This window comes from Pseudomonas nitroreducens (genome assembly GCF_014204515.1).
Lineage (GTDB): Bacteria > Pseudomonadota > Gammaproteobacteria > Pseudomonadales > Pseudomonadaceae > Pseudomonas > Pseudomonas nitritireducens_A.
In genome coordinates this window covers 1-17196 of sequence record NZ_JACHLI010000063.1, presented here as the reverse complement: position 1 = coordinate 17196, position 17196 = coordinate 1, and the positions used below count along the sequence as shown (strand labels likewise).

The 17196-nt window shown below is 57.7% G+C and carries 22 protein-coding genes; 1 reads left to right on the top strand and 21 read right to left on the bottom strand.

All coding sequences use genetic code 11. The features are described 5' to 3' along the window. Positions 1–349: DUF6988 family protein (locus HNP46_RS35725; protein WP_409372491.1), on the top strand; the 349-nt coding region annotated here is incomplete at its 5' end. 138 nt (positions 350–487) lie between these two features. Here HNP46_RS35725 and HNP46_RS35190 read toward each other — a convergent pair. The 21 genes from HNP46_RS35190 to HNP46_RS35090 all read right to left on the bottom strand — a co-directional run bounded on the left by HNP46_RS35190 (position 488) and on the right by HNP46_RS35090 (position 16357). Next, a complete protein-coding gene (locus HNP46_RS35190; protein WP_184598840.1) occupies positions 488–739 on the bottom strand; it encodes a hypothetical protein in 252 nt (83 codons plus the stop codon). 195 nt (positions 740–934) lie between these two features. Next, the gene (locus HNP46_RS35185) at positions 935–1207 is read right to left on the bottom strand and encodes a hypothetical protein (RefSeq protein ID WP_184598838.1); all 273 of its coding nucleotides are present in this window, start codon (positions 1205–1207) and stop codon (positions 935–937) included. A gap of 13 nt (positions 1208–1220) precedes the next feature. Continuing rightward, positions 1221–1478 (bottom strand): hypothetical protein, encoded by a 258-nt coding sequence (locus HNP46_RS35180; RefSeq protein WP_221455234.1) that lies wholly within the window; start codon positions 1476–1478, stop codon positions 1221–1223. Positions 1479–1551: 73 nt separating this feature from the next. After that, entirely contained in the window at positions 1552–2187 is a 636-nt protein-coding gene (locus tag HNP46_RS35175) for an SOS response-associated peptidase (protein WP_184598833.1), read from the bottom strand. A gap of 41 nt (positions 2188–2228) precedes the next feature. Beyond that, on the bottom strand, positions 2229–3398 hold the full coding sequence (locus HNP46_RS35170) for a DUF4113 domain-containing protein (RefSeq protein ID WP_184598831.1): 1170 nt from the start codon (positions 3396–3398) through the stop codon (positions 2229–2231). Positions 3399–3739: 341 nt separating this feature from the next. Further along, positions 3740–4606 carry an IS3 family transposase gene (locus HNP46_RS35165; RefSeq protein WP_184598828.1) on the bottom strand — a complete coding sequence of 289 codons (867 nt, stop codon included), beginning with the start codon at positions 4604–4606 and terminating at the stop codon, positions 3740–3742. Further along, positions 4603–4896 (bottom strand): transposase, encoded by a 294-nt coding sequence (locus HNP46_RS35160; RefSeq protein WP_184598826.1) that lies wholly within the window; start codon positions 4894–4896, stop codon positions 4603–4605. Before HNP46_RS35160 ends, HNP46_RS35165 begins: the two co-directional genes overlap by 4 nt. A 140-nt stretch (positions 4897–5036) precedes the next feature. Then, the gene (locus tag HNP46_RS35155) at positions 5037–6152 is read right to left on the bottom strand and encodes a glycosyltransferase (RefSeq protein ID WP_184598824.1); all 1116 of its coding nucleotides are present in this window, start codon (positions 6150–6152) and stop codon (positions 5037–5039) included. A 22-nt stretch (positions 6153–6174) separates the two neighbouring features. Then, complete coding sequence (locus HNP46_RS35150; protein WP_184598822.1) at positions 6175–6597, bottom strand: hypothetical protein; 423 nt, start codon at positions 6595–6597, stop codon at positions 6175–6177. Beyond that, positions 6594–7652 (bottom strand): WavE lipopolysaccharide synthesis family protein, encoded by a 1059-nt coding sequence (locus HNP46_RS35145; RefSeq protein ID WP_184598820.1) that lies wholly within the window; start codon positions 7650–7652, stop codon positions 6594–6596. The genes HNP46_RS35150 and HNP46_RS35145 overlap by 4 nt, the downstream gene beginning before the upstream one ends. Next, the gene (locus HNP46_RS35140) at positions 7649–9127 is read right to left on the bottom strand and encodes a GMC oxidoreductase (protein ID WP_184598818.1); all 1479 of its coding nucleotides are present in this window, start codon (positions 9125–9127) and stop codon (positions 7649–7651) included. Before HNP46_RS35140 ends, HNP46_RS35145 begins: the two co-directional genes overlap by 4 nt. After that, entirely contained in the window at positions 9127–9444 is a 318-nt protein-coding gene (locus HNP46_RS35135) for a hypothetical protein (RefSeq protein WP_184598816.1), read from the bottom strand. Before HNP46_RS35135 ends, HNP46_RS35140 begins: the two co-directional genes overlap by 1 nt. Before the next feature lie 16 nt (positions 9445–9460). Beyond that, positions 9461–10081: a hypothetical protein gene (locus HNP46_RS35130; protein WP_184598813.1), complete on the bottom strand. Its 621-nt coding sequence runs from the start codon at positions 10079–10081 to the stop codon at positions 9461–9463. Continuing rightward, positions 10081–11853: a hypothetical protein gene (locus HNP46_RS35125; protein ID WP_184598811.1), complete on the bottom strand. Its 1773-nt coding sequence runs from the start codon at positions 11851–11853 to the stop codon at positions 10081–10083. The genes HNP46_RS35130 and HNP46_RS35125 overlap by 1 nt, the downstream gene beginning before the upstream one ends. Next, entirely contained in the window at positions 11850–12176 is a 327-nt protein-coding gene (locus tag HNP46_RS35120) for a hypothetical protein (protein ID WP_184598810.1), read from the bottom strand. The genes HNP46_RS35125 and HNP46_RS35120 overlap by 4 nt, the downstream gene beginning before the upstream one ends. After that, a complete protein-coding gene (locus tag HNP46_RS35115; RefSeq protein WP_184598808.1) occupies positions 12173–12904 on the bottom strand; it encodes a glycosyltransferase family 2 protein in 732 nt (243 codons plus the stop codon). The genes HNP46_RS35120 and HNP46_RS35115 overlap by 4 nt, the downstream gene beginning before the upstream one ends. Before the next feature lie 2 nt (positions 12905–12906). Continuing rightward, the gene (locus HNP46_RS35110; RefSeq protein WP_184598806.1) at positions 12907–13551 is read right to left on the bottom strand and encodes an HAD family hydrolase; all 645 of its coding nucleotides are present in this window, start codon (positions 13549–13551) and stop codon (positions 12907–12909) included. Between the two features lie 4 nt (positions 13552–13555). Beyond that, a complete protein-coding gene (locus HNP46_RS35105; protein ID WP_184598804.1) occupies positions 13556–14173 on the bottom strand; it encodes a phosphodiesterase in 618 nt (205 codons plus the stop codon). 2 nt (positions 14174–14175) lie between these two features. Continuing rightward, entirely contained in the window at positions 14176–14931 is a 756-nt protein-coding gene (locus HNP46_RS35100; protein ID WP_184598802.1) for a glycosyltransferase family 2 protein, read from the bottom strand. An 11-nt stretch (positions 14932–14942) separates the two neighbouring features. Further along, complete coding sequence (locus HNP46_RS35095) at positions 14943–15644, bottom strand: ABC transporter ATP-binding protein (protein ID WP_184598800.1); 702 nt, start codon at positions 15642–15644, stop codon at positions 14943–14945. Beyond that, positions 15641–16357, bottom strand: a complete 717-nt coding sequence (locus HNP46_RS35090; RefSeq protein ID WP_184598797.1) for an ABC transporter permease — start codon at positions 16355–16357, stop codon at positions 15641–15643. Before HNP46_RS35090 ends, HNP46_RS35095 begins: the two co-directional genes overlap by 4 nt. Between the last annotated feature and the right edge of the window lie 839 nt (positions 16358–17196).

The following is a 17196-nucleotide window of genomic DNA, read 5'->3' as shown; positions in this document are numbered from 1 at the left end:
GAGGACTATGAAGCCCTGCTGCCCTGGATCCTCAACGCGACTGAGTAACTGCGCCTACTCGCATCGCAAGGACGTCGTCAATCAAGCGCTTACGGTCCAGTTCAAAGATGTCACCTGGAGCGCCATGAATTCTTACGTGCACAGCGGGATTCACCCGCTACGCCGGCATGCAGAAGGATACCCACTGCCCTTGGTCCTGCAGATCCTGCAGAGCTCAAACGGCCTGTTGACGATGACCGGAATGGTGGCTGCGATCCTGACCGGCGACGAACGCTGCATCGAGCCGATGCGGAAAATCCAGACTCGCTTCAGCGACTGCTTGCCGGAGCTGCTAGCCCCCCAGCGGTAGCGAAGTGTTCGCTTTCAGATCCAATTCGCCCTCCTGAGAGTCGCCCCTCCCCCTTTCCGGCGTCCCTAAACGAAGAAGGCCCGCAGTGGTCTGCGAGCCTTCAATCGGGGCCGGTGAGCGGGGCTTCCCCGCGCGAGGTCACTCCTCGCTGCCGGTGTCAGGCCCTTGCCCTTTGCTCTGTGGTCGACGGCAGAGTTTGCTGGTAAAGCTGGCTGCGTCGATATCACCGTAGTAGTGCTCGATGAACTGATCCATGAACACGACAGTGCTCATGGCCGCCATGTCGGCGGCGCGGTCTGCATCGTTGGGGTAGCGCTGGTTCAGCTCTTTGGTAAGACGCAGCTGGGCGTCAATAGCTACGTTGACAAGGCCCTTGAGCCCGTCGGACATGCGAGGTTTCGTCATTGGGATTCTCCAGTTAGACGACAGGCCAGAGTTGGCCTGACTGAAGAATGGCATGCCTAGGAGGTGCCGGCCAGCAATCGGCGGAAACTCTATCCTGGCGAACTTTACATCGGGAGCTGACGGTTACGAAGGCAGGTTATGAGCGGCGCCGAGGCTTCCTCTGCACCGCCCACTCGAACCTCACTCTTCCCAGATAATGATCCCCCGGGCAGGGTCGATCCGGCACTTCAACCGGTTCTCCTTAGCAGCCTCAATCCAGCGCAATGCAACTTCACGTTTCTGAAGGCTCGGGTGCCGTTGCGCCTGTGCTTCCTCGATCTGTCCCCTGACTGCGAGCCAGCTGCAGTGGGACTGTAGTTTGAAGTATTCCCATAGTACCTGTGCGGCCCCGTCCACCACCCCGGCCTCAGCACCGGCGCGCTGGACGAAGGCGTCCAGTTGATTTCGATCCATCATTTTCAAATCCTCAGCGCTTGCTCACGACCTTCAACTCAGCTTCAGTCAGCTGCTCACGGTGAAGGTAGCGTCCCTGTACCGGAGGCACAGTTGTGATGCCTTTGCCATCGCTTAGCCCTGGCGCGATCAGCCCCACAATTTCGTCCTTCCCATCCGCCTCACGCACAGCCCAACACACAAGCTGATAGGCAACCGGATCACCACCTTCCCTCGCTGAGGGATGCACAAAGTACCAATCTTGGGCCGGAATGATTTGCTTGTAGACCACTTGCTGCTCCCTTTGCATGCACCACTGCAAAATGCCGGTGCTAGCAGCGATATGGCGGCAGCCCTAACGGCTTTCAACTGCTTACGAGGCGATCGGCCGGGTACTGTTGGAAAAACTCCTTGCTCTGCTCTGCAGGCGCCCGCAGCCAATCGCCATATGCCCCCTTAGGGAGGATTATCACCATGCGCTTCTCCTGCCCAGGTCGATGGAAGTTCCGCATCAACGAGTGGTCCTCGGCGTTGATCGTGATCATTGTGAAGCTGTGAACAGTCTCCCCGTCGGGCGCCTTCCATCGATCCCACAGGCCAGCGACACCCATCAACTCCCCATCTGCCCGACAGATTCTGGCCGGTACCGCTTTCCCACTACGCCAGTCCGGCTCGTAGATGGCCCTGGCCGGGATGATGCAGTGCTGGGCTCGGCGCCAGGCGCTGCGGAACGAGGGCTTTTCCGCGATGGTTTCGCTCCGAGCATTGAAAGTGCTGCGCGCCAGCTTCACGTCCTTGGCCCAGGGCGGCAAAAGCCCAAACACCCCAACCAGGGCCTCCCCCCCCGGGGCCTCACCGTCCTCTCCCGACTCTGGCGCCGCGGCCCGCAGGAACGGTGCCTGGTAGCCCGGAAAAATGTCACTCTGGGCTGCCAACGCCAGGTCGACACCAAACGCGGCGGCGAGCTCAGCGCTCGAGGGCGACTCAAAACGGCTGCACATGTGGTTTTCCTCCACCAAGGAAGTCGGCACCAGACCCGGTGCTAGTGACTGGGCGCTTGGCAATCGGCCTTCGCCAGGCCACGCCAACTTGTCGTGTAAGCGGGAGTCAGGAGTTCTCGCTTCATCGTCCAGCATCCAACAGGTTGCTGCCGCCCCAGCCGAATGGCCCCTCTCCCCTGCTTTATGTTGATTGCATCCATCACCGCCATCAGCCGCTGGCTGTTTGGGCGGGGCTGGGGAGCGAAGAGATCGCCAGTGATCGCACCTCGCTCAGCAAACTGAGACAGCACAATCCCCGCCTTTGCATAGGCATAGCCGGGCCGATACAGCGCCTCCAGGCCAGTCAAGGCGGCGCGCAGTAGATCGCGGGTGTCATCTGCAGGATAGGGCATGGCCAGAATGCGGGTGCCACTGTATTGATCACCAGCGGAGAACGGACTGGTCCGAGCGAAGACCTGCAGGCAGTTGGCGAGGCTGCCCTGGGCACGCAGCTTTGCCGCCGCGATGCCGACGAAACCCGCAACAGCCGCCTGCAGGTCCTCAAGCGCATAGACCTTCTCGCCAAAGGAGCGGCTGGAAATGATCATCTCCTTTCGCACCGGACCGCCGTCCACGAACGGGAAACACGCCATCCCGAGCAACTCCCTAGCCGTTCGTTCCACATTGACGTTGAAGTGGCGACGTAGATGCTTTGGATCGGTGTTGGCCAACTGCCAGGCGGTTTTCACTTGAAACTCTTCAGCCAGCCGCTTCGAGAGACGTGGACCGATTCCCCAGACCTCACCTGCGGGCGCGTACTGCAATAGCTTCTGCTGCCGATCCCGGTCTCGAAGATCAACCACGCAACCAGTCTTGGCCTTCCAGCGCTTCGCTGCCCAGTTGGCGATCTTGGCCAACGTTTTCGTGGGGGCGATTCCAACCCCGACAGGAAGCCCGACCCGCCGCAGGATCTGCTGCTGGACGGACCGTCCCCAGTCCTCGGGATTAGGAACGCCACTGATATCGGCGAAGGCCTCGTCGATGCTGTACACGAAAATTCGAGGCGCCTGCTCCTCCAGGATGGCCATGACCCGATTGCTGAGGCTCTGGTAGAGCTCGTAGTTCGAAGAAAAGACAGTCACCTGCTTGCGACGGACCAATTCCCGAAGCTCAAAGACCGGCGTACCCATCTTGATGCCAAGCCGCTTGGCCTCGTCGTTTCGGCTGACCACACAGCCATCATCCTATCTGAATGAGGCTAACTATTAGTAAATCATAAGCAATTGATTTATATTACATTTATTTCACTAACATTTCTCCTAAATATTGTTCTTCACAGAGTTTCTGCTGGCTATTTTCCGAGCAACTTGCACTAGCTCAGGTAAGCGGGAAAGCAGACGTTGGCACCTGACCTGCTCCCCGATATCAGCACCCGGGCGTGACCGAACTTACCTACACCATTCCCACCGTATACGATGGCGAACTCATAGCCTTGGATAATGGCGCCCTCCTCCGTCTGCGTTGGTCACGCCAGGCTCCAGGGTGGTCTGTCCCGGAGCTGGTGGACAGGTAGTTAAGAGTTACTGCTCGCGTAGCGCCGCTCAAATTCCATCGGACTGAGATAGCCCAACGTCGAGTGGCGACGGCGGTGATTGTAAAAGCGGATGTAGTCGAACAGGTCGGTTTTCGCTTCTTGGTAACTGGCATAGCGAGTCAGGTACACCCGCTCGGCCTTCAGCGAACGGGAGAAGCTCTCCATCGCGGCATTATCCCAACAGTTCCCTGGTCGTGAATGGCTGGGCACGATGCGATGCCGCCGAAGCAAGGCTTGGTAGTCGTACGCGCAGTATTGGCTGCCACGATCCGAGTGCAGCAGTACCTCTGCTTGCGGCTGTCGGCGTGCAACGGCCATCTCCAGCGCGGCATGTACCAGAGCCTGCTGCATGCGGTGGTGCATGGCCCAGCCGATGACGGCACGCGAATAGAGATCGAGCACGACGGCCAGATACAACCAGCCCTGAGCCGTTCGCACGTAGGTCATGTCCGAGACCCAGTGCCGATTGGCGCGATCCGAGACGAACTGGCGATCCAGGTGGTTCGGGGCGATCGGCAGAGCATGACGACTGCTGGAAACCAGCCGCCAGCGCTTGCGCGAGCGAACGCGTAGACCGGCTTCGCGCATCAGTCGAGCAACCCGGTGTCGACCACACGCATGCCCCATGGCCGCCAACTCGGCCTTGATTCGACGATGGCCATAGATCCCATTCACCTCATGGTGGATGGTGCGGACCTCCTTGCTCAGAAGCCGATTCGCCATCTCTCTCGCCGAAGGTGGCCGCTGCTGCCAGGCATAGAAACCGCTGCGTGACACCCGTAGCAGCCGGCACATCGGTGCCACAGGATAGCGACCGGCCAACGCCTCGATGGCGCGAAACCTCATTTCGTGGGCTGCGAGAAGATGGCGAGCGCCTTTTTTAAAACATCGCGCTCCATGGTGACCTGAGCCAGTTGCTGGCGCAGGCGGCGAAGCTCGGCGCTCTCGCCGCGCTGCTTGCCGTTGCCCGGAAAGGCATCGACACCTTGTTGTTCGTACTGGCGCTTCCATTTGCCCAGCAGGCTTTCAGCGATGCCCAGCGTCTCGGCTACATGACGAAGCGGCGTACCGGCAAGCACCTGGTCTACCGCCTCGCGTTTGAAGGATTCGGGAAAACGTCGTCTGGTCTGGGTCATGAACACTCCTTGCGGCGGACATCATCCACCTTAAGTCAGTGTCCACTCAGCCCGGGACAGACCAGATGTTCTTTTGCGGGTATTTCGGGCGATCAAACAGCCGGGACAGACCATGCTGCTTGACGCTATCTAGCGGATCTCTAAGGTGACTGAGCGGCCACGCGACGATAGAGATCGGTGTATGCTTGGCCCATCGTGCTTGCGGTGAAAGTGCTCAGGAAGCGAGCCCGGGCTGCCTGCCCGTATTGCTGGGCAAGTTGCGGACTGCCCCAAAGTGTCTTCATTGCTTCGCGGAGTGCAGTCGCATTGGCAGGTGGGACTACGATTCCGGTTTCACCATGCCGGTTGATGAAGCTGGTTCCGGTACCGATCTCAATGCAAATCAACGGCTTACCCATCATCGCGCCCTCGAGCAAACCGATGCCGAAAGCTTCGGAGCGCAGATGCGAAGGGAATATGACGCCATAGCACGCCCACATTAGATCAATCTTTTCCTGCTCGCTAACCTGCCCCAGGAAATGCACGTTGTGTAGGCCATGCTGTATAGCCATCTGCATCAACTTACGCCCCATAGGTCCGGCTCCAACGATGAGCAATGGCCATGGGGAGCCTCTCATTGCCTCTAGCAGGTAGTGCAAACCCTTGTAGTAACGCAGCACACCTACAAACAGAAAGAAGCGTTCGCCATAAAGTCGATGCAGTTTGCCAACTTCGGCAGCGTCCGGACGCGGGTATAAGCCCTGCTCTAAGCCAATAGGAATGGAGCAGGCCTTGTGTTTATAGCGCAGCAAGACAGCCGAACTCTCTAAGTAGTTAGGGCTGGTCGCGACAATCGAATCGACGCGCCCCAGGAAGGCACGCATCAGTGGCCGGTAGAGTTGCAGCAGGGCCTTCTGCCGCACGATATCCGAGTGATAGGTCACCACGCTGGGCTTGCCCAGCCCCTTGAGAAGATGGACGAGGTCCATGAACGGCCAGGGAAAGTGGTAATGGATCACGTCCGCCTGCTTCGCCAGGCGCGAGAATGTCCCCAGCGACGACCAGGAAAAACCGGTCGAGGCGATCTGCATATCCTGCTTGGCCTGGACCAGGCGGAAGCTGGAGGTCGTCACCGGCTGCATCGGCTCCTTCGCCAGCGACAGCACAGTGTTCTCGCATCCCTGGATTGCGGTCGCATGGGTCAAATGCCGGATGAACATTTCAACACCACCGTATTGTTCCAGGCCGAAGGCCTTGTAGAAGTGCAGAATCTTCATGGCAGGCGGGCATCAGCAGGCATCAGATACCAGCCGCCAGCGGCGTCCAGATACCATCGAGGTTCTGGATCGGGCACTGATCATTGAAGCCGTTAACATCGGTGCGTTCAGCCAACATCCCATTTGCACCATTGGTAGGCTTGCGGAAAGTGATGACACCACAGTCCTTTATCCGCACGGTCAGGGGGCTGACATCAGGGAAACTCCCGGGCTCGACAACAAAGCCTGGGTAGCCACTGATGACCTTCACCACCTTACCCGCAATGCGATGAGCTTCCAGACGAGTCTCGCCATCAGCCAACTGATTGAAACGCAGATACTGGCCGTTCTGCTGCGGGACGCTGGCTACCGGTGGCTTAGTGGTGGTCTTCGAAAGCATGTTGGCTTGTTGATCGCAGCCAGCCAAGGCAATTAGGGATACGCCAAGGACAATTAGTTTGCTCATAAGATAGTACTCCGACAAGTAGGTTTTTTGACTTGAATATGAGGCTCGCTAAAGGTTCGCCTGGCGCCTGTCAGGCGCCGATATAGCTCTCGTAGGCGCACCGCAATTCGGGGAGATAAGGAAAACAGCAGTAGTGAAGCGACAGAGACGAGCCAGCGGCCACGAAACCAGCAAAGCAGGTACTTATTATTAAGTAGGCGGAGGTAGCGTACCGCTCGCTGTCGCGGCGCGCGTCTTTTGCGCAGGGACTGCAATTCGTCGTAAGTCATGACCGACTCTGGCAAATAGGGACGACTGAGGAAGCGTTTGGGCGGCTGGATCATCAGGCGATGCCAGTCGTACACCTCGAAATTCTCCACCAGCAAGTCTTCCCATGCACAGAACAATGCGTAGCTGGTATAGGAAATATGCGGCAGATCCAGTTGCAATCCGCTCAGCTGGGCAAAACGCAGGAATGTCGCCTGCTCGGGCAGTAGACGGAACGAAGTGAAGCCCTGGAAGGTGCCTATCGGGTTAGTGCGAGGCCCATCCTTCAGATAGACATAGTCCGGCGGCAGCACGCCTATATTCCAGAGTTTGCGCAAGTCCTGTGTTCGGCCGAACTGCAGGGTATCGGTGAGATGAAACAGATACGGCAACCTGATCGGGTTACGCAGGAAGAGGCTGGAGACACTGACTCGCTCGTCAAATAGCGTGGCCTTCTGCGCGCCACCCAGCAGCGAGAGTATTCGGTCCCCAAGCACCAGATGATCGGTACGCAACTTGAGGCAGTACTCGCGCTCAACTAACGACAGCCCATTGGCCATGCTTGAAATGAGCTTGTTGACGTTATTGAAATTGCCATTGACGTCATCGAGATGCACCGCGGATTGGTCCACCACGACTAGCACATCATCGTATGCTGGCATGGGGCCGGAGTCGGTGGTGGACAGTACGATCTGCGCACGCGGCAAATGCTCACGAATCGACTCGATGGCGCGCCCGGCAATATCTTCGCCGGCCTCGCGCAGCGGGCCCTGGAGCAGAACCATCAATTGGCTGGAATCGATGGTCATACGCTGCTGTTCAGCTTGTCCGCCAGCATCATTCCCAACGCCACCACGGTCACTGTCGGATTTCGCGAACCGCATCGAGGGAAGAGCGACGAGCCGGCAACATAGACATTGGTACTTCCTTTTAGGCGGAAGTCAGCATCGACCACACCGTTGTCTCCGTCACTCATGTTCAGCATTCCGACCAGATGATGGGTGCCGAACGCATTGCGATAGTGCCGCTGCTCCGCCGACAGCAATGGAACCACGCCCAGGGCTCGCATCTTCGTATAGATGGTCTCGATGACCTTGTCGTAGAGGTGCTTGTTACCGTGATAGCCGTCGGAGTCCATGTGAACTCCGCCGGCATCGTAGAAGAGCGATACATCCCACTCAGGCGGAACTTCCAGCAGAATATAGAGGCTCATGGTCCCCGCCAAGTCGGTGATCGCTTCCTCGACTGCCCCGGCATTGAGCTTGTCGATATCCAGCGAACCAGCTAGAGCTTGACCGTTCGGCGGTGCCATAAGCCCCAGCGTGGTGTATTCAATTCCCTCAAGTTCGCCAGACAGCTCTGGAATGACCACCTGAGCGGCGGTATTGATCTGCAAATACGGGATCTTCGCTCCGGGCAGGAAACAGGCCAGCTCGGCAACGGCATGGTCCTGATAGTAGTGGCCCATGAACTCCTGAGGCGTGGCCGGCGGAAGATTGCTATTCCACAACAACTTCAGCGATTCGACACCATGCGCAGCCACCACCACCCGGTCGAAGCGTATTTTCAATGGTCCCTTCGGGGACTGACAGATCGCTTCGACGGCCTTGTCACCTTCGAAGCGCAAGTGCTCGACCATGACTTCATTGAGCACCTCGACATCGTTACGGATATGCAGCGATCGGGTCTTTGCGTCCATTGGGCAGAGTTCGCAGTCCCCCGCCCCCATGCAGACGCCTTGCCCCTGGGCATCCGCGGCGGACAGGTTATGCGCCTGAGCACCGATGTACGCCTGCGGGAAATAGGGCTGCAACGACTGGTGCCAATGGCTGGCGCCCTTGATGGTACTCAGCGGCTTTCGTCTGTCGGGATCGCGCGGATCCGCGCTGATGCGCAAAAGCTGCTCAGCATCACGACAGTAGGGCTCGACCTGCTGGTAGCTGAATGGCCAGCGGAACGACTCCGCGTCGCGTGCAAAGACATTGTTTGTCAGACGGAAGCTCAGGCCTCCCCAATGGTTGGAGCAGCCACCATCGACCAGGATGTAATCCGATGCGCAATCGCCCGGCAGATCCTCCGGGGTATTGAACGCGTGCCTGGAGAGATAGGCACGACGAATGAGGGCATCATGGCGATCGTCCGCCTGCATCTGCATGAAGCGCTGGCGGCGCTCGAAGATATCGATTTTCTCGCCACGCTCGACGATTAGGCACGGTCCTTTCAGCCCACGGGCCACCGTACGTCCTGCGAAGCCATTACCGATGATCAGGGTCTCCACGAACATCAGCTTATCACCCTGTAGAAGCCGGGTGTTCCCAGCGATCGCTCATAAGGATCGGCTACGAACAAAGCGCTGTTGTGGTGCACTAGCCCTTGCACGAGCGCGATTCGGTCAGCATCCGTCAGTCGCCGCGAATAGAGCTTGAGCAGCAGTGCGGTCGGCAGGTGGTGGAACTTCACACTAGCGTTGCGTTGCAGAAAGGTCTGGAGATCCAGACTCTTTTCTAAGCTTCGCTCTCGGAGCGCAAAACCAGCCAGCCCTCCAGCAGCCGCAGCGAAAACGCCGATTCCCATACCCAAGACGATACTTCTTCGCTTCATACGGTTGCTCCCGTGCTTATTTTGCTCTTAAATCGATCAGCCGTAGGTAGAAATACCTAACTAACTGCTGGGCCTTGGAAAATAGCCAAGCGGTAAGCACCGATTTTGACGAAAGCTTTTCAATCAGGATACTGAGCTGCAGAATATTAAAGCGATCGCTGTACTCTCTCGTGCCAAGGCTTTTTGATAGGTTATTGAAGGTATCGTTCACGTAGCGTCCGGTCTGACCTAGATGCAATCGTGGCGTCAGAATCACTAAGTGTTTCTCTTGCAGTCCTCTGAAGTGGAAATTAAAAACTGCCAGTTTCCAGATGAAATCCTTTACTGAAAGCTGATTGTGAAGACCTAAGTCAATTACTAACCATGGCTCCTCAGCTGCACAGAGCTTTTCACCAATTACGTTGCTGTCCGCAGTGACCCCTCCGTCGGTGATTCGGCCGATTGGATGTATGAAGTCATCCAGCTTGAAGGCCCTAAGATATGAGATCTGGCTGCCTTTTTCTGCTCTCCACAGGCACTCATCAATAACAATCACAGGTGTTGACAATGTGCGGGGCACGTTTACCTTTGCTAAGTGGTTGACGACTTCTGGTAGCTCCCCTAAGGCGGCTTCCTGAGATACCAGAAAAATTTGCATTATAAACGCTCCACATAATGACTGAACGGTGTGGAGTTATGGATTGACCTAAGACAATCAGTAAAGCTGGGGAAATAAAATTCCCCTCCGTTACTTCGATAGAGGCTAATGGCTGAGAGCAACGTTCCTGGAAAAGCCAGTGCTCGAGGATGGAAATACTCTCTTAGATCCTGGAGGAACCAACTTTGAACAGGACGCTGGCGCAGCATGTTTCGAAACTCACTACTGCCATAAACCAAGCGGTATTTGGCCGCTTGTGGGTCATTCAGAAAGCTTAAAGCGATGTGCTCAACCATGGTGTTGGGCAACTGATCGAGGAGCACCCATTTCTCATAGTCCTTGATGAAAGCCATAACCGAGCCATGATCATTGCCGAAGCTACAGTTCTGTATAACCTGATCCACCAGTTTGAACCAAGTGCGCGAACTGAGTCGCTTCATTCCAGTAGGAATGTGCAGTGCTGTATCCGCTGCAACGTACTTCTGAGCGAACCGCTGCAGGCGGATCAGTGCCTCTTCAGCCGAGAGACGAAGCAGAGGTTTCTTGCGCAGGAGGGAGAGCAATGAGGGGCCGGTTGCCACATAGCGTCCGTTAAGCGACTCGACTGGCGACTCCACACCCAATAGCGCACGGGATGTGACCGATTGAGTGATGCCATAGGGATTCACCCGTGTTGGCACGCCTCCATGAGACGCCCGGATTCCATGTTCGATATCCTCGAACTCGGCCCATAGCAGCGACTCGTCCAGCGGAAAGATGTTCCATACCTCCTTGCGGCAAATGTACAGACTGCCGGTGGGATAGCTCAGATCCTTGGAGTAACGCATGGGGCTGGCAAAACAGAAGCCGGTACGCTCGATCTCCGCAAACAGCGCCGGAGCGATGCTGACGGCAGCATCCGCCGTGCGGTGCAGCCCCTTCATGCCTTGGCTGATGCTGCCCATGGCCATGCCGTAGTCAGAATAGCGACGCGGACCAAAGTTGCGAACGTTATCGAAGAACAGACTCTGCAACGTCATCAATGGATAACGAGGACCGAAGCGGCGAACCATCTCGCCGAAATGGCTGGGCAGGAACACGCGGTCGTGCAGGATCACCAGGTTGTTGTAACGAGCCTCCTGGGCCAGGCGATTCTTCTTTTTACATATCTGCACGGGAGGCGCGGTGATGTCCTCACCGACTATGCGCACTTGATCGAAGTAGCGGAAGTTCTTGCCAGGCGTACCACAGAGCAGGACTTCCTTGTTAGGGATATTCAATTCGAGAATGCGCTGCACGACGGCGTTGAGCACGGTGGCATCTTCCGGGCCGACCGGCAGGCCAAAGGTCCAGCTGTCGAGGTCATCATCTGCTTCTGCCGGCAAGCGGGCAATTTTCCGGTAGGTGACACAGCTCGGGCTGCGCTCCACGCAGGTCAGCGCGCCAGTGAAGTAATCGCGATCCAGATAGCTTTCCTGCAGCACATCTTCGACCAGCGTCAGGGTCTTCCCGACCTCCAGGAAATGCGCGGCATCCCACAACAGCAAGGGCGCCAGTGGCGAGTCGCCTTGTAGCCCATAGAAGCAATACGAACCAGCCCCATAGATATCCAGCGGCCGTTTCGCGGCATGCACCTTCTTTACCGTGACGTCCGGACTGCGCTCCTTGAAGGCACGGAAGGAAAACAGCCATTGGCAACCCTCCGGCATGGCCAGTTCCGTGGGAATGTGGCGCAGTTGCTTGGGCGCCAAGTAGCCCAGCCTGGAGTTATGTTGAAGCTGTATCGTTTTCATGCTTCTACGAGGTACTTATCGTTCAGTGCACCGGGAATCTTCACCACAACGGTGACGGCATCGGAAAGCGCCTTGAAGGCCGTGATGTCACCCGACTCAAGCACGATGATCTCGCCGGCGCCCCAGGTCTTGCCGCACATTTCCACTTCGCCGGAGAGCACCAGGGTCACCTCGGTGGCGATCTTGTGATAATGCGCGGCCTCGGCATCACCTTCCTGATAGGGCTTGACCGCGACTTCGCAGGCCTGGGTGCTGAATGCAGCTGGGGTGAAACCACCGACGAACCAGCCCTTGACCATGTCCTTCAGGTTGGCGGAATTCATCGGGCACCTACTGTTTCGAAGGCGTGCAGCTGGTGGGTATTCTTCAGCGGGTGGTACTGGCCGGGCTCGACACGGAAGGTGCCGATCTTCTTGTGTAGCAGCACCAGCTCGTTGAGCGCGGGGGCGATGTAGAAAGCATCGTTCACCTTGGCGTCCTTGCGGATCATCTCCTTCACCGCCTCGACGAACACCGCGCCACGATCGAACCAGTACAGCCCCGCCACCGCGTGGTTGCTGATCGGGTTCTTCTCGGCTGCTTCGGTGACATAGCCGTCGGCATTCATGCGCACGAAGGAGTAGCGCGGATGCAGGGACTTGAAGACCACCACGCCAGCGTCGCACTGGTCGTTGCGGAAGCCACCGACGATATCGCGCAGCGAGCCATCAAGCAGCTCGTTGCAGTTGATGATCAGCAGCTCATCATCGTTGTCGATACTTTCCGCCGCCAGCAGCGCGGTGCAGGCCGCGCCCATGGTGAGTGCCTGGACAGCCTGTACAGAGGCGACCGGGGTCATCTGCTGCAGCATGTTGCGCAGGCGGTACTTGCTGACGTCGTCCTTGGGCAGCATGCAGATGATGCGCACGGGCTCGAGGGCCAGGCAGTTCTCTACCAGATGCTGGATCAACGGGATGCCGTTACGTTCGGACAGATAGTCCGGATAATTGCTCTCAGTCTTCACCGAAGAGCCTTCACCACCTGCCAGCAATACGATATTCAACTTGCGCATGATCAGGCCTCCAACCGCTCTTGCCGCTGGGCTTCGATCTGCTCGATGCGGCTGGTGATGTTTTCCAGGTTGACGTCAGCGACGTCCTCGACGACCAGCACATGAGCACCGGAAGCGCGGGCGGCGCGGATGCCGTTCTCATTGTCCTCGACGATCAGGCACTCATCGGGCGACAAGCCAAAGGACTGGATGGCCTTGGTGTAGATATCCGGCGCGGGCTTGGGACTCTTGACGTCTTCGTTGGACAGCTTCAGATCCAGGTACTGGTCAAGGCGAGCCTTGTCCATCATCACCTCGACGGTGTTGCGGATGGAGTTGGAGGCCACGGCCAGCTTGTAGCCACGATTCTTCAGCGAAGACAGGGCGTACTGATGATTGAAGGTCGGTTTGCACTGCGAGTAGACGATTTCCATCGTGTACGCCTGCTTCATCTCGTTGATGAAGTTGTGCAGCTCAACCGGCAGGTCATGCTCGACGCTGAGCATGTTGAGTTTTCGAGAGGTCGGCAGCCCGTCGTAGGTGGTCAGGTGGTCGTGGCGGCTGATGGTGTGGCCAAACAGGTTGAGCGCCTTGTTCAAAGCCTCGTAGTGCCAATCCTTCGCTTCGATCAGCACACCGTCCATGTCGAAAATCACAGCTTTGATCATGAGATCATTCCTTGAAGAAAGAGCGAGCGGATTCAGGCAGGTCGGTGCACAGCGTCAGATTCGCAGCACCCTGGAACTCGGCCAGCAGCTGCCACAGCGACAGTTGCTCGCGACCATGCAACTCGGAGGAAACGACGCAGACTGGTTTGCCACCGGCCAGCAGCTCGGCCAGTTGATCCCGCGAGTACCACTCGCGGCCAAAGCTATCCAGCCAGATGCCATCGGCTTCGTTCAGCCACGCGGGGACCGGCTCGACCTCGCTCAGACGCGTATAGGTGCAGACGCCGCTGGCGAGGTAGCTGCGCATGTCCGGCACCGCCATGTCGAAGACGAACCAGTTGCCATGGCCATGGGCCTCGAACGCAGCCTTGATCGGTTCGCACAGGCCATCGGCCTTGATGTTCATCGCCAGCGGCAGGTTGCGCCCGGCCATGATCCGCAGCAGGTCGTCCAGGGACATCTCTTCGCCATTGGGCATGTCATGGGAGATGACCAGCCGGCCAGCGACGTCGCGCACATCGGTCTCGGTGCCGAACCCCAGGTCGAAGGAGCGAGCGAAGGCGACCTTCAGGTTGCGCTCGGGTCGCTCCAGCCAGTAACCGCGATGACTGATGATCTGCATGATCAGCGACCCGCCGTGGCTGCCTGGCTGACCGACAGGCCGAGGAACAGGTCGAGGTCCGCGGGAATACCCAGGCCGTACATGCCAGCGCCCTCGGAACCGATGCTGAAATGCACGATACGGGCGTCGCCGCCGATCATTTCGTTGTAGGCCGGCGCCACATAGAACTCGCCGTTCACCCGCAGGTTCTTGTCGAACATGGATTCGATCGCGGCGACCAGCTCGCGGCCGCTGCGGAAGTTGTAGATGCCCACGGTGGCTTCGTCGGAAATCACTTCCTTCTCGATGACACGGTCAATGCGACCGGCATCGTCGAATCCGACGAAGGACCATTTCGGGTCATCGGCCTTCATGGTCATGATCAGGCCGTCCGCCTGCTGCTCTTCCATGGAGCGCAGGTAATCATTGATGTCGATGTCCACATACTGGTCGCTGTTGGCGATCATCACCGGGTCATCGGAGTCGATCAGTTCCCTGGCGGCGTACACCGTGCAGGCAGCGCCTTCGGTGAGGCCGTCGAGCTCGACGATGGCGCAGCCCGGCGCCCAGGCCTGCAGCTTTTCCTGCAGGCCGTAGGCTTCGACGTGCGCAGCCTGACAGATGAAGATGAAGCGGTGCTCGCAAGCCGGCGTGAGGTTGTCGATCACCACCTTGATCATCGGCACGCCATGCACCGGAATCAGCGGTTTGGGGTCCTTGTATCCTGCGACTGCGAAACGGCTACCCGCGCCGGCCATGGGAACTACTATGTTGAGCATCTGCTTTTCCTTCACTTGCGCAGGATGAATTCGTCGTATGCATCCATGACGTCGTTGGTCACGCCGAGCATCTGCACGCGCCCGTCCTTCAACCAGCACACTCGACTACACATTTCTCTGATGCGGCCTGAATCGTGGGACACGAACACCACGGTCTGATTGCCCTGAAGCATCTCGCGCATGGAGGCCTCGGCCTTTTCGCGGAAATGCCCGTCGCCGACGCTCAGTACCTCGTCCAGGAGAATCACGTCGGGACGCGAGTATTTGGAAATGGCGAAGCCCAGGCGGGCACGCATCCCCGTGGAGTAACTGCGCACCGGCAGCCCGACCGAGCCGCCCAGTTCGGCGTAGTCCTGAATCTCGGCGGTCAGCTCGCGCATGCGCCTGCGGCTCATGCCCATCAGCATGCCGCTGAGCACGATGTTGTCGCGCGCGTCCAGGTTCTCGTCGAAACCCAGTTGCAGGTTGAGCAGCGAAACGCTCGCGACCGAGGAAGTCAGGCGTCCACGCGTCGGCTGGTAGATTCCGGCCAGTACGCGCAGCAGTGTGCTTTTGCCAGCGCCATTGCTGCCGACCACGCCAAAAGTCTCGCCACGCCCGACCGAAAAGGAGATGTCCTGCAGCACCATGGTCTGACGACGGGAAAACAGGCGCAGGCCGTTGCGGAAGGTCAGCGACAGGCCATCGATTGTCAGTGCGGCAACGTCGGTCATTTGCTCAACGCCATGGCATAGGAGTTGCGGTTACCGGCAACGAACAGGACGGCCAGCACGAACAGCGCCAGCGCGCCACAGAACAGAGCCAGGAGATCCCCGATGACGGGCGCGCGACCGTACATCAGTACCTCGCGATACTGCGAAAGCAGCAACGCCAGGGGATTGAGATCGAGCAGGAGATGGAACTGCGGCGGGATGTTGTCCTTGGAATAGAACACGCCCGATCCGAACATGAGGAACTGCAGCCCGGAGGAAATCAGGATGCGCACATCCGGCAGGAAAGGTGTCAGGCCTGCGACGAAGACGCCGCAGCCGGCCGTGATGATCATCTGCACGAACATGATCAGTGGCAGGTACAACCACAACCACGATGGCGTAAAGCCGATGGCACACAGCAGCCCCAGGAGCAGAGCGACAACCAGCGACTCCTTGACCAGATCCTTGAAGATCGAGGTCAGTGGGAAGATCAGCGGATCGACCCGGCAATGCTCGAGAATGTGTTTCTTCTCGTAGATCGCATCGGTGCAGTTCATCACGCTCTTGTTGAACCAGGTCCAGAACGTGACGCCGATGATCAGGAACACAGCGAAGTTCTCCACCTGGATACGCAGCAGGTGGCCGAACACGGTGTAGTAGATCACGAGCAGGATCAGCGGCTCGATCAGCCACCAGGCGAATCCCAGGCGTGTTCTGGTCGACTCGGACTTCAATCCAAGGCGAGCTCGCTCTAATGAGACATCTATCACCGTTAGAGCACTAGCATGCTTGCGCGTAAAAAAATACAAGCTCTTCTCCTTCCAGGGGAGAATATTTTTCCCTGATCAGTGGGGTTGATTGAATATATAATTGTTCACTATCAAGAGAACCTGTGCGAGGACAGAGCTATAATTAGAAGATTGCGATGCCACGCCACATTCACAAATGGATTTCGTTGATGTCGCCTTCACTACCAACGACCTCGCCCTCCCTAGGCTCCGCAGGCAACGCTGTCGGCAATTGGTTGTTACCATCGAACTTGATGAAACCAAACAGAAGTGTTGACCAGGGATTGGCCGCTTGGACTTCCTCCAACCGCAACGCCAGCCTTCAAGTCAGCTCTAACGACGCCTACTATCGAGGCAAACGCTTGGCTAACATTGTGGCTAGTACAGCCGTTTGCAGGGCCGGTAGCGGGAGCTAGTGGCGCGCTGCTCAGGAGCTTTTTCATATCCAATCTTGAGTATGCAAGTAAAAGCCCTCTGTATCGATAGCGACCAAAGCTTCCTTACTATCGAATGGCCGACGAGCAGATCTAAATGAGATTTTTCTTAAAGTGAGCGGCCGCGATTTCATGGGGCTACTTCGTTTAATACCGGCGGGGCACGCGGCTTACCGATGAAAGCTTGCATACGCTTTCTGTCGACAGGGTAGAGCGGGTCGAGCTCAGCGGCCTCGCTCGGCTATTCCCTACTGTATGAATCGCACCGGATTTCGTGGAGGCCGTTTCGTTTAAGTCAGGCCGCCATGGCCTGGCTTGCTTGTTGCCGGTGGAAGTTTGCCTCAGCCTCCG